Source organism: Vibrio agarivorans, from assembly GCF_030409635.1.
In the GTDB taxonomy this organism is placed as follows: domain Bacteria; phylum Pseudomonadota; class Gammaproteobacteria; order Enterobacterales; family Vibrionaceae; genus Vibrio; species Vibrio agarivorans.
The window spans coordinates 223,283-236,668 of sequence record NZ_JAUFQF010000004.1 but is presented as its reverse complement, the minus strand read 5'-3'; the positions used below and the strand labels follow the sequence as shown (position 1 = coordinate 236,668).

General features: G+C 47.3%; 8 protein-coding genes and 1 pseudogene. 5 read left to right on the top strand and 4 right to left on the bottom strand.

Features of this window, described 5'->3' with window-relative positions:
- Positions 1-36 precede the first annotated feature (36 nt).
- Positions 37-1,161 (bottom strand): S-(hydroxymethyl)glutathione dehydrogenase/class III alcohol dehydrogenase, encoded by a 1,125-nt coding sequence (locus tag QWZ05_RS09470; RefSeq protein WP_290298140.1) that lies wholly within the window; start codon positions 1,159-1,161, stop codon positions 37-39.
- 162 nt (positions 1,162-1,323) lie between these two features.
- Here QWZ05_RS09470 and QWZ05_RS09465 point away from each other — a divergent pair, with 162 nt between their 5' ends.
- Together QWZ05_RS09465 and tadA are read left to right on the top strand one after the other, a co-directional pair.
- Positions 1,324-2,220, top strand: coding sequence for a LysR family transcriptional regulator (locus QWZ05_RS09465; protein WP_290298129.1), 897 nt, complete (start codon positions 1,324-1,326; stop codon positions 2,218-2,220).
- Positions 2,201-2,737, top strand: coding sequence for a tRNA adenosine(34) deaminase TadA (gene tadA / locus QWZ05_RS09460; RefSeq protein ID WP_290298126.1), 537 nt, complete (start codon positions 2,201-2,203; stop codon positions 2,735-2,737). Before QWZ05_RS09465 ends, tadA begins: the two co-directional genes overlap by 20 nt.
- Positions 2,738-3,087: 350 nt before the next feature.
- On the opposite strand, the gene mltF is transcribed toward tadA, so the two are convergent.
- Positions 3,088-4,650 carry a membrane-bound lytic murein transglycosylase MltF gene (mltF, locus tag QWZ05_RS09455; RefSeq protein ID WP_290298124.1) on the bottom strand — a complete coding sequence of 521 codons (1,563 nt, stop codon included), beginning with the start codon at positions 4,648-4,650 and terminating at the stop codon, positions 3,088-3,090.
- Between the two features lie 292 nt (positions 4,651-4,942).
- On the opposite strand from mltF, the gene purL reads away from it, so the two are divergent.
- The 3 genes and pseudogenes from purL to QWZ05_RS09440 all read left to right on the top strand — a co-directional run.
- The gene (purL, locus tag QWZ05_RS09450) at positions 4,943-8,836 is read left to right on the top strand and encodes a phosphoribosylformylglycinamidine synthase (RefSeq protein WP_290298122.1); all 3,894 of its coding nucleotides are present in this window, start codon (positions 4,943-4,945) and stop codon (positions 8,834-8,836) included.
- Positions 8,837-8,993: 157 nt separating this feature from the next.
- Positions 8,994-9,533: a DUF3332 domain-containing protein gene (locus QWZ05_RS09445; RefSeq protein ID WP_290298120.1), complete on the top strand. Its 540-nt coding sequence runs from the start codon at positions 8,994-8,996 to the stop codon at positions 9,531-9,533.
- A gap of 193 nt (positions 9,534-9,726) precedes the next feature.
- Positions 9,727-9,957, top strand: a pseudogene (locus QWZ05_RS09440) (DUF3622 domain-containing protein); the annotation flags it as partial.
- A gap of 94 nt (positions 9,958-10,051) precedes the next feature.
- Here QWZ05_RS09440 and QWZ05_RS09435 read toward each other — a convergent pair.
- Positions 10,052-10,954 carry a hypothetical protein gene (locus QWZ05_RS09435; protein WP_290298118.1) on the bottom strand — a complete coding sequence of 301 codons (903 nt, stop codon included), beginning with the start codon at positions 10,952-10,954 and terminating at the stop codon, positions 10,052-10,054.
- The gene (locus QWZ05_RS09430) at positions 10,944-13,382 is read right to left on the bottom strand and encodes a fimbria/pilus outer membrane usher protein (protein WP_290298116.1); all 2,439 of its coding nucleotides are present in this window, start codon (positions 13,380-13,382) and stop codon (positions 10,944-10,946) included. The genes QWZ05_RS09435 and QWZ05_RS09430 overlap by 11 nt, the downstream gene beginning before the upstream one ends.
- Between the last annotated feature and the right edge of the window lie 4 nt (positions 13,383-13,386).

Below are 13,386 nucleotides of genomic sequence, written 5' to 3'. Positions count from 1 at the left end.
CTAGAGATCCGCTAGCGTCTTGGTTAGTTGGGGGAATTAGTAATGAATAACGGAACGAATACTCTCACCTTTGTGCATTAACTCAAACGCTTCGTTAATCTCTTCAAGAGGCATGGTATGAGTAATGAACTCTTGCAGACCAAACTCACCAGCCATGTAACGATTGACGATCTCTGGCAGTTCGCTGCGGCCTTTGACACCACCAAAGGCACTACCGCGCCACACGCGACCGGTCACCAACTGGAATGGACGTGTAGAGATCTCTTGGCCTGCGCCAGCTACCCCAATGATCACTGACTCACCCCAACCTTTGTGGCAGCACTCTAGGGCTTGGCGCATGACATTGACATTACCGATACACTCAAACGAGTAGTCCACGCCACCATCTGTCATCTCAACGATCACTTCTTGAATCGGTTTATCGAACTTCTGTGGGTTAATAACATCGGTTGCACCGAGCTGTTGCGCAAGCTCAAACTTGCTCTCGTTGATGTCAACACCAATGATGCGACTGGCTCCAGCCATGCGAGCGCCTATGATCGCAGATAGACCAATTCCGCCTAAGCCGAAGATCGCTACAGTGTCGCCTTTCTCAACCTTCGCTGTATTGAGTACCGCGCCCATGCCCGTAGTCACACCACAACCAAGTAGGCAGACCTCTTCTAGCGGTGCTTCTTTATTCACTTTAGCCAGTGATATTTCCGGTAATACGGTGTATTCAGAGAAGGTTGAGCACCCCATGTAATGATAAATAGGCTCACCGTCTTTGTAGAATCGAGTTGTACCATCTGGCATCAGACCTTTACCTTGAGTCTCACGCACGGCTTGGCACAAGTTAGTTTTACCCGATTTACAGAACTTACATTCACCACACTCTGCCGTGTAGAGAGGAATCACGTGGTCACCCACTTCAACACTGGTGACGCCTTCACCTATCATTTCCACAATACCGCCACCTTCATGGCCTAAAATACTTGGGAATATACCTTCAGGATCATCACCAGAGAGTGTAAATGCATCGGTATGACAAACTCCCGTTGCGACAATGCGTACCAAGACCTCACCGGCTTTTGGCAGCATCACGTCAACTTCTTCCATTTTAAGCGGTTGATTTGGTCCCCAAGCGACAGCAGCACGTGATTTAATAAATTGTTCAGTCATGAGAGTTACCTTCTGATCCTGTGTGAGAAGTGCCAGTTAAGAATAGTAGAAGCTGGCTTGTTTGCGTTGTTGGGTCCAGTATATATATTCTCAATAAAGTGATAATCCGGCATTTTTGAAATACACTATTACGCAGTTGTAATAATTGGGGGCTGTTACGTTATGAGTCAATGGGAAGGGGTCATTGAGTATGTTGCTGTTGTAGAGGAGCAGAGCTTTACTAAAGCGGCCACACGGATGAGGACCTCTGTCGCCAATGTGAGTCGCAGAGTTAACAGCTTAGAAGAGCGGCTCGGGGTAAAACTGCTCTCACGCACAACCAGAAAGGTAACAGTAACTGAAGTGGGTGCAACTTATTATCAACACTGCAAACCGTTGGTTGAGGGGCTGAATAATGCGGAGTTAGCGGTGAACCAACTGCAATTGACGCCGAAAGGTAGCATTAAAATGACCGCGCCTGTGACATATGGTGAGCAGGTGATAGCGCCACTCATGCACGATTTTTTGATGGAGCACCCAAGCCTTGAGCTTGAACTGGTGTTGTCAAACCAAAAGCAAGATTTGGTAGCAGAAGGGTTTGATCTTGCCGTGCGCTTAGGGCGACTGGATGATTCCACGATGATGGCCAAGAAGCTGCGCGATAGACACATGTTTGTCTGTGCAAGTCCAGAGTATTTAAAGCAATATGGTGAGCCACACTCTTTATCAGAGCTCAAATATCACAATTGTTTGCAGGGTAGTACCCAGTATTGGCGCTTTGATGATCGCAAAGTAGAGCGGCTTGTACAGGTTCGAGGGCGAATGCAGTGTAATAGTGGCTATGCTTTACTCAACGCGGCACTAAAAGGGTTGGGCATTGTGCAACTTCCCGATTATTATGTGCAGCCCTATTTAGCCTCTGGTGAGCTGATTGAGCTTTTGACGGATTACCGAGGTAACAAAGAGGGCATCTGGGCACTCTATCCGCAAAACAGAATGCTGACGTCTAAAGTGCGTACACTAATCGATTACTTATCTGCAAAACTGAGTCACGACAATCATGAACATCAATCAAGCTAACCCTCTATTCGATTCACAAGATGAAGCCTTTATGCGCCGCGCCATTGAACTTGCTGCGAAGGCAGAAGCTTTGGGCGAAGTGCCGGTAGGGGCGCTCTTGGTAAAAGATGGAGAGATCGTGGCTCAAGGGTATAACCGCTCCATTATTGATAATGATGCAACGGCTCATGCTGAGATCCAAACGCTACGTCAAGCAGGTAAGCTTTTAGACAACTATCGTTTGTTAGATACCACTTTATATGTGACGTTAGAACCGTGCCCGATGTGTGCTGGTGCGCTACTGCACAGCCGAGTCAAGCGAGTGGTATTTGGTGCAAGTGACCTTAAAGCTGGCGCTGCTGGCACAGTGTTAAACCTATTCGATAGCAAAGCGGCCTTCCACTATGCTGACGTTGAAGGTGGATTGCTTGAGCGAGAGTGCCGAGAGCAGTTGCAGGCTTTTTTCAAACGCCGTCGAAAAGAGATTAAAGCGGAGAAACAAGCCAAGCGTTTGCTGGAAGCAAAAAGTAATGAATAAGCGTGGGATCAAAAGAAGGGAGGGGATGTTGCCCGAGTATCTATTATTCCCGAGCAACGGCTTTGCTATCTAGCTCAACTCAACTAGCCAGTAGTTGAACGTAAGTATTGTTACGTCGAATCAGTTTCTTTTTGTTATTTGCTAGTACTCGCTTGCGGCGATTAGCGGAAACTGTCTTGTTGAGGCGTTGAGATAGTCTTCTGCGTCTGAGCATACAAACCTCCATACTCAACTGCCATTTCTTTATGGCAAACGCCTATATTATGGAAATAGTGCAATAACTCAAGATAATTTGCACTTCAACGGACTCTTTTCAGTGTCGCAGTTTCAAATTTGTCCGTTGATGGTGGCTAACGTTGTGCTTCACTATCTTGGCTTTCCTCGGTTTCAGCCGCAGCGCTAAGAGTAGGTTTGGCTTCTGATATAGAACCTTGCGCGCTAGAGATGCTGCCTTGCGCCGCTGATATGACCGGTTCAATTACCGTAAACTCTTTGCTTTCGTCGTTTTCAAGCTCTGGGTGTTTCTCAACGTGACCAATGATGCTTTGATAATAGCGGCGAATATTCTCGACATATTTCTGAGCTTCGTCGCCACGCGCATAACCATAGCGAGTTTGGCTGTAATATTTCTTTTGACGCAGCAGCGGCAAGCGCTCTTTCACATCAGCCCACGCATCAGGGTTGCCACCCTGTGCTCGTGTCAGGCGGCGAGCATCCATCATATGACCATAGCCCACGTTATATGACGCTAAAGCAAACCAAATCTTTTCGTGCTCAGTCACACTGTCAGGAATACGCGCAACCATGCGGCGAAGATATTCAGCGCCACCGCGAATAGATTGTTCAGGATCGAGTCGATTAGACACGCCGACACTTTTTGCGGTTGGTAGAGTGAGCATCATCATACCGCGCACACCCGTCGGGGATTTCGCATGCGGTTTCCAGTGTGACTCTTGATAGGCAAGAGCCGCAATCAGGCGCCAATCAAACTCGCCCGAGTATTTCTGGAATAGCGGCGCCCATTTCGGCAGCGTGTTATCAAGTGCTCGAATGAAGGCACGAGTGTCAACATAATCAAAGCTACCAATATGGCCGATGTATTTCTCTTCTAGCTTGTCTAGATAACCACTCTGTTTACGCTTACCAAAGAACTCAATCGTCAGAGCATACAAACTTTCATCGTCTGAACGTCTCAGCAACCAAGAGACAGGTTGGTCTTCGGTCAACTCGAAAGCAATCGCAAGTTCAGGGTAGATACGTTGAGACAGTGATAGCTCAACCGAGTCCGCCACAGTAAATTGGATTTCACCGGTCGATACAGATTGCAGAAGCTGGTTTACATCTGAGTCGAGGTCGACCCAAAACTGAAAGCTGGGGTTGAGTTGCTTAATGCTACTCAATGTGCGATTAAATTCAGCATTGTCTGCAATCGTTAATGTGCTTTCAACGTCACTTTCAGCAACCAGTTGTGGTAAACGATCCACTAGTTGACCAAGGTTTCTTGGTCGCCAGCTGCCTGTTTTGTAGACGACTTGTTGGCTCACGTAATAGTAAGCAGGGCCAGCACGGAATGGGGTCTCTTTGGCGCTTGCCTGAGTGAGACCGCCAGCAATAATGTCAATTTCACCGTTCTGCAGTGCAGGGTAGAGGTTGGATATGCGATAAGCTGGTCGCATCTCTAGGCGTACGCCGAGCTCATCGGCAAATTCGCGAGCAAGCTCATAATCTAAGCCAGCTGGGCCATCAGGACCAATATAGTAGGACAGTTGATTGTTGATGGTACCGACGCGCAGTACTCCGCGATCTTTGATCTCTTGCAATTCGCTGTCTGGGGTAGAGTCATACTGACACCCCATGAGCAGCGTTAAGCTGGAAAGGGCAATAACAAGAAAAGCTCGAGATTTTATCAACATGCAGCCAACGTCAAGGTAGTAATTTATCGTTTAGACCTTCTTTATAACAGCTCTTATAGCTTGAGCAAAGCCCTTGCCCAATGGACAAATCATTCCTGTCGCTAAATTTAAGCATCATGAAATGAAAAAAAATGACGCAAACGGTTGCGTTTGGTGTTACATCACAAAACCAATTGCTATATAATGCGCTCGCAACAGGGAGATGAAATTGACATAAGTTCAATACTTTTGATTTAAGTATCTGAATTTAGGCTAATTTTATCTTAATTCATTGCATAAGAGACCTAAGCACATGAGAATTTTGCGTGGTTCCCCAGCTCTTTCAGAGTTTCGTGTAAACAAACTATTGGAACTTTGTCGTGAACAAGGCCTACCTGTAACAGGTATTTACGCCGAGTTTATGCACTTTGCAGACCTAACATCAGACCTAGATACTCAAGAAATTGAGAAGCTAGAGAAACTGCTGACTTACGGTCCGACAATCGAAGAGCATGCGCCAGAAGGTCTTCTACTTCTAGTGACTCCTCGTCCAGGTACGATCTCTCCTTGGTCATCAAAATCAACAGATATCGCAAACAACTGTGGTCTAGGCAAAGTGAACCGTCTAGAGCGCGGTACTGCTTACTACCTTGAGTCATCTGCAGACCTTTCTGAAGAGCAAGTTCAGGCTGTTAAAGCACTGATCCATGACCGCATGATGGAAGCGGTTTTCACTGAAATGGAACAAGCTGCCGCGCTATTCACTGTGGCTGAGCCTGCACCTGTTGCTCACGTTGATATTCTTGCTGGCGGTCGCGCAGCACTAGAAGAGGCAAACGTCTCTCTAGGTCTTGCTCTTGCGGAAGATGAAATTGACTACCTGGTAGAAAACTTCACTAAGCTGGGTCGCAACCCGAACGACATCGAACTCATGATGTTTGCTCAAGCAAACTCAGAGCACTGTCGTCACAAAATCTTTAACGCAGACTGGACGATCGACGGCGTTGATCAAGAGAAGTCTCTGTTCAAGATGATCAAGAACACATTTGAAACGACACCAGACCACGTTCTGTCTGCATATAAAGATAACGCAGCGGTAATGACAGGTTCTAAAGTGGGTCGTTTCTTCCCAGATCCTGAAACTCGTCAATACAACTATCACAATGAAGATGCGCACATCCTGATGAAGGTTGAGACGCACAACCACCCAACAGCAATCTCTCCGTGGCCAGGTGCTTCGACAGGTTCTGGTGGTGAGATTCGTGACGAAGGCGCAACAGGTATCGGCGGTAAGCCAAAAGCAGGTCTGGTTGGTTTTACCACTTCTAATCTTCGTATTCCTGGTTTTGAACAGCCATGGGAAACGGACTTTGGTAAGCCAGGTCGCATTGTAAATGCTCTAGATATCATGCTAGAAGGTCCACTAGGTGGCGCGGCGTTCAACAACGAATTTGGTCGTCCTAACCTACTAGGCTACTTCCGTACTTACGAAGAAAAAGTGACGTCTCACGCGGGTGAAGAGATCCGTGGTTACCACAAGCCAATCATGATTGCTGGTGGTATGGGTAATATCCGTGATGAGCACGTTCAGAAGAAAGAGATCCCTGTAGGCGCGAAGCTAATCGTGCTAGGTGGTCCTGCAATGAACATCGGTCTTGGTGGCGGCGCTGCTTCATCAATGGCTTCTGGTCAATCTGCTGAAGACCTTGATTTTGCTTCTGTACAGCGTGAAAACCCAGAAATGGAGCGTCGTTGTCAAGAAGTGATCGACCGTTGTTGGCAGCTTGGTGAGAGCAACCCAATTGCGTTTATCCACGATGTGGGCGCGGGCGGTATCTCGAATGCACTTCCAGAGCTTTGTGACGATGGTGAGCGTGGCGGTTTATTCCAGCTACGTGATGTACCAAACGACGAACTCAGCATGAGCCCACTTGAGATCTGGTGTAACGAATCTCAAGAGCGTTACGTAATGGCAGTTGCGCCAGAGAATATGGAAGTATTCGATGCAATCTGTAAGCGTGAACGTGCGCCTTATGCGGTTGTGGGTGTTGCAACTGAAGAGCGTCACCTAACGTTAGAAGATTCTCACTTCGACAACACACCAATCGATATGCCAATGGATATCTTGCTTGGTAAAACGCCGAAGATGCACCGTGATGCGAAAACGCTAAAGGTTGATAGCCCAGCGATTACTCGTGATGGTATCGAAATCAACGAAGCGGTTGACCGTGTTCTACGTCTACCAACAGTGGCAGAGAAAACATTCCTAATCACTATCGGTGACCGCACGGTAACGGGTCTTGTTGCACGTGACCAAATGGTTGGTCCTTGGCAGGTGCCGGTTGCAAACTGCGCAGTAACCGCAGCGAGCTACGACTCTTACCACGGCGAAGCGATGTCTATGGGAGAGCGTACGCCAGTCGCACTTCTAGACTTTGGTGCTTCAGCACGTCTAGCGGTAGGTGAGTCTCTAACGAACATTGCAGCGACAGATATCGGCGACATCAAGCATATCAAACTGTCTGCTAACTGGATGTCTCCAGCGGGTCACCCAGGTGAAGACGCAGGTCTTTACGAAGCGGTGAAAGCGGTCGGTGAAGAGCTATGTCCAGCGCTTGGCCTTACTATCCCAGTAGGTAAAGACTCAATGTCGATGAAGACTAAGTGGGAAGATAACGGTGAAAGCAAAGAGGTGACATCACCACTTTCATTGGTTATCACTGCATTTGGTCGTGTAGAAGATGTTCGTAAGACGGTAACTCCTCAGCTTCGCACTGATAAAGGTGATAGCTCACTGGTTCTTGTTGACCTAGGTAACGGTAAGAACCGTCTAGGCGCAACAGCATTGGCACAGGTTTACAAGCAGCTTGGTGATAAACCGGCTGACGTTGATAACGCAGAGCAGCTAAAAGGCTTCTTTGATGCAATGCAAACACTGGTTCGTGATGACAAGCTGGTGGCTTACCACGATAAAGGTGATGGCGGTCTATTCGTAACGCTAGCTGAGATGGCATTTGCTGGTCACTGTGGTGTGAAAGCAGATATCGCGAACTTAGATGATGATGTTCTAGCAACGTTATTTAACGAAGAGCTAGGTGCGGTTGTTCAGGTTAAGAACGATGACCTAGATGCGGTAAAAGCAGTGCTAGCCGCAAATGGCCTAGAAGCGTGTTCACACGTGATTGGTTCAGTGGAAGCAACAGACAACTTTGTTATCACGTCTGGTGATGCGGTTATCGTTGAGCGCTCGCGTACAGAGCTTCGTACTATCTGGGCTGAAACAACGCATAAGATGCAAGGCCTACGTGACAACCCAGCTTGTGCTGACCAAGAATTTGAAGCGAAGAAAGACAACTCTGACCCAGGTCTGAACGTAAACCTAAGCTTTGACATCAACGAAGATGTTGCAGCGCCATACATCGCAAAAGGTGCTAAACCTAAGATGGCGATTCTACGCGAGCAAGGTGTGAACTCTCACGTTGAAATGGCAGCGGCATTTGACCGTGCAGGCTTTGAAGCTACTGACATTCACATGAGCGATATCCTAACGGGTCAAGCGGTTCTAGATGAATACCAAGGCCTTGTTGCTTGTGGTGGCTTCTCATACGGTGACGTTCTAGGTGCTGGTGAAGGTTGGGCTAAGTCTATCCTGTTCAACTCGGCCGCTCGTGACCAGTTCCAAGGTTTCTTCAACCGAGACAACACTTTCTCGCTAGGTGTATGTAACGGCTGTCAGATGCTATCGAACTTGAAAGAGCTGATTCCAGGTGCAGACCTATGGCCTCGTTTCGTTCGTAACGAATCTGAGCGCTTTGAAGCTCGCTTTAGCTTGGTTGAAGTTCAGAAGTCTGATTCAGTATTCTTCGATGGTATGGCGGGATCTCGTATGCCTATCGCTGTGTCTCACGGTGAAGGTCGCGTAGAAGTTCGTGATGCTGACCACCTAGCAGCGATTGAAGCGTCAGGTACGGTAGCTGTGCGTTACGTTGACAACAACGGCAACCCAACACAGCAATACCCGAACAACCCGAACGGTTCACCAAACGCAATCACAGGCCTTACGACTCAAGATGGTCGCGTGACTATCATGATGCCTCACCCAGAGCGTGTTTTCCGTACGGTAGCAAACTCTTGGGCTCCAGATTCATGGGGTGAGAACGGCGCTTGGATGCGTATGTTCCAGAACGCACGTAAGAACATCGGCTAATTTCCGATAATTCTTACAACCCAAATAGAACGCCAGTCACTTGACTGGCGTTTTTGTTATCTGGAGCACGCAAATCTGACAATTTCCTAACAGAGATTTTTAGTGGCTTAAGTACTATGCGCGCCAATTTCTACATAGCAGTGAGTAATACAAAAAAATGAATAATAAAATCATCAAACTGAGCGCGGTTGCGGGCGTCGTATTAGCCCTTTCAGGTTGTGTTGGTAGCAATGCAGTGACAGGCAAGTTGATGGAGTTCAACGTAAAAGCCGTTGATAACCGTTATGCGCGTGGTGGCCTAAACATGTTGTTGGCGCCTGTTTACGGTATTACGGTTGCAGCAGACTACATTGTGTTTAACTCACTAGAGTTCTGGACAGGTAAAAACCCAATCAATGGTAATCCACACATCTTTGATACAAAGACAGGGACATACATTGAGATCAATCATCAGCTTGATCCATCACTGACCGAAGCACCAGTGCCGCCAATCAGTGAAGTGCGTGCGATTGAAAAGGGCCAGATGCAGCAAATTGATGAAAACACACTGCAAATGGACATCACTTACAATACGGGTGAGCAGGCAACGTTAATTGGAGTGAAGCAAGAAGACAATGTGACTTTCTACCTAGACGGTGAAGTGATTGCTCAAACAACGATTCAAGAGCTTGAAGCGTACAACAACACGCGAGCTTAATTGCGCTCAAACGCGATAAATGATTACCAGAAGGCAGGTATCTATGCTCTAATAGCGCCCTTACCAAGGGATGGTGTGTTACCAATGTTGGTATAGGCTCTTAATATTAAGCTGATTACCCAAAAAGTTCGCTTTTTAGATATGGATAACTCTAACCGAAGTAAGCGATGCCCAATCCTTTAGGAATATGAAAATGTCGACTAGTAAAAAATTTGCCGTTCGCGTTGTTGAAAAACGTGAAGGCTGGTGCGCAGAGATCACTCGTCAAGTGACTTCACGTAAAACAACTGTTTCAAAGCGCGAAATGGGCTTTAAAACAGAAGCGGAAGCTCAAGCTTGGGGCGAGAAAGAGCTCGCTGGTTTCATCAAGAACCAAACAGAGCGTAACCAGCGCAAATCTGCTCAGCGTAAAGCACGTGCAGAGAGTGAATCTTAATCGATAAGCTCAATTATGAATGAATAGAAAAACCTGCTTCGGCAGGTTTTTTTGTACTTATAGACATGGTTGCAGGCATGTGTCATGGTGCGATGGTGAGTTCTGGAAGAACCGAAATATGAATCGTATCTTGATAGTCTCCTGCTGGTTTTTCCTCAGTATTTCCTATCCGCATGGAAAGCGAAATTAACTCGCCTAGCTGGTTGGTCATTTGCGCTGCTTGCCACTTTTGTTTGCCATTCGATAGCTCTAAAGTGTCTTTATTTGCCATCAATTGATAGTCAATGAACCATTGAGGGTTACCCGTAGCGTGTGTGAGCTTGCCTAATCCATCAGAAGAAAAACTGACAATATAGGGGCTAGTACTGATGACACGCAGAGTCGGTAGGTGTGAAATGACTTTGTTACTCGAAAGCGCCCCTAAGTCAACGAAGGTATGGTGCTCATTCAAGCCAGAGAAATAGACCGCTGCGCTGGCGGTCACTTGGGTGGTGAGCTCAAACTCTTGCTCACTGATAACTTGTTGTGTTGCTTTATTGATGAGTTGGGCTTTTAAGGTATTTGAAAGCGTGCCTGCTGCGGCATATTGGCCTGATAGATAGCGAAGTGAAAAGCTGTGGGAGGTATCGCCTTGCAATGGTGCAAAGGCAATTTGATGGTTTTTTGAATCCCCACTCGCCGAGTAAAAACCGAACTGAAGCTGTTGACCGAAGCCAGTGACGGTGTTTGACTGATCGAGTGTTGATATGACCAGTTGTGTTTCACATGAGGTTGACGTTTCCAGCGTAAAGTGCTGCTGTAGCGCGTAAGTTCCTGTGTTAAACACATCATAGTGATTGTTGGTGTTGTTCTGTGCTATTGGGGTGATTTGGCCATCACAAGCCAAAGCATTGAACGTGGCAAGTAAAGTGCTTATAAGCACAGAGTAGCGCCAAAAGCTGAGATGTTTAGCCGTCAGTGTATTCAATATAACGTTATTCAACATAAAGAGTCCCTTTTTGGTCTAGCATGGTTTCGTTCTCAACCATGTTGATAACAGTGCGCTTGATGGGGTTGGTTTGAAGCTCGATCACCCACTCTCCCGCCGACATTCCCATCACTGCAAAGCGACCTTTTCGATTAGTAAAAAACTCAATGCTCTGTTCAGGGGTATCTGGTTTGTAAGCTTTACCAGCGACCAAGGGTATGGGGACAAGCGTTTGTTTGTCTGCAAGAGTTCCTATCAATGTCAGAACCGCATCTGAGCCAATCTGAAGGTGATAGGCTTGCCCCAGTGTAGGGTTAACAGAGAATAGGCCTGCGCCTAAGTCGTAACCGGGAGGTAGGTCTTCAACATCGTAGGTAATAAGTTGCGGCGCATAGGCGATCAAATCTGGCAGTAGAACGTTAGTTCCATGGTTGATCTCTGCGCGCGCGCTACCTTGACTGCTCGGTGAAAGTAGAACTTTGTTAGAGCTCAAGTTGTTATGAGTGCTGACAACGGCATAGCTCTCACCAACTGGGCGGCCAATGGCGACATTGCTACCAGAGAATGCTATCGCCGTGCCTAACTCTAGCCTAGTGGTGTCGACACGATTTAGGTCGCTATCGAGTTCGCTAAAGCGTGAGTCGTGGTCAAAGCTGATATTGAAGCGGTTCGCGGTGTAATCTATTCCACCATCAAACTCCAAATCGTCACTATCATCATGACTGACAGTTGCATTAACAGAAGTACCACCAACACTGCCTGTGTTGTTGCGATAACTGTAGTCGAGCTGATAGAGGTTGTTATTAGTTTGATAGCGTCCCACGAAGCGGTGTTTTCGACCAAGTGGATAGCTCAGTGTTGCAGAGACATCAAACTCGTCTTTACTAGATGGGCTAGCAGTGTAGTTGAGATTAAGGCCAAAGGTGGCGCGAGTATTGACTATTGGGCCCGAGAAGCTTGAGCCGATAGACCAATAGCCTTCATCTTGTTCATATCGCTCGCGGTAGTTAACATTTAACCCTGCACGATAGTAATGGAAAAGCGGCATAGAGAGGGATACTTGCCCATAGTGTTGGTTGAGACTGGACGTATCGACTTCATCTATCATGACTTGGGTAAAGGTTGGCGAGTAGTACTCATAACGAACATCTAACCGGATACCAAACTCCTCATAAAGTTCGCTGGGTGAGGAATAGCCCAGCCGTAAGGCTTCACCACTGCCAGAAATACCGTGTTGGCTGTGGCTCGCAACGACTTCTGTTGTACCAAAACGCCATGCATTAAGAAGCTTGGTGCCTATTTGATAATTGCTGTCATAGTATTGCCCGTTGAGCCCGAGCGTCCAAGATGGGGTTACGCCAATTTCTACCAGTCCGTTAACGAGCAACTGCTCGCCATCATAGTCACGTTTGCCATTGGAGTAACTGGCAGGAGCACCGACGCTCATCACATATTCAAATTCTCCCTGTTTGATCAGGTCGCTATCGACAGCGATTGAGAAAGAGATGGTTTCTTCATTACCGGCTTGATCTTTAATGACAAGGTTGATGTCATTACTGCCTTGAGCAAGGGGGATGTCACTGAGGTTATAGCGCCCAGCCGGCAGTGTTAGCCTTTGCACCACAACCCCATCAATCACCACATCGACATCAGAAGTGCGCGCCAAGGTAAACTGTTGTGTCGCGGTTGGGCGAACGTTGCGGGTGGGAATCTCGTTAAAGTCTCGGCTTATTGATATCCCGAGCATATCAGCACCATCTTGAAAAGAGGCGGTTTCAGGGTTGGTATCACCAAGGGTTAGGCGGGTGCCTTGGCTTGGAAAGTCATAAGTCAGTTTTGTCGACGCGCGGTTGTATTGCGCTTCACTGGTGTCTGAATCGAGATATTCAGCCTCATAAGTGAGGTTGGCAGCATGGTAGTTAAGACCAGATTGAAGACGATGGCTTTGTGAGTAAGTGTCATCGCCACTAGAGCCTTCGCTGATCACATCGTTTCGAGAGCCGCTGAGGAACAAGTTAGCATAGCCGCTGAAAGGGCTAGCTTCGGTATATTCTCTTTTTCCCTCTGAGGTTGCCATTGAGAGGGGGTAAATCCTATTTGCTTGCAGAGGAATGGCGATGAGCAGTTCGAATGTTGCTGGGTCTAGTTGGATTGGGAAGCCTAGCTGTTCAAGCGTTTGTCCGGTCAATTGGTTATCGATAGATTGGATCTGGAAAGAATCAATCACACTGTCCGGCAGCACTTTTGCTAGCAAGATAGAAGTACTATCCGTTGGTAAGGTTAGACTCCCGTCTGCACCGATTTCGACTTCAACTTGCCCAAGGATTCGTTGTTCAGTGCGCAGCACACTGGTAATGGTGATGGCGCGCCCAAAAGGGTTGATGGAGGCGAAAACTGAGCAGCCCCAAAATAATACAAGCAAGTAGAAGCCATTTCTGCGCCACATAGAC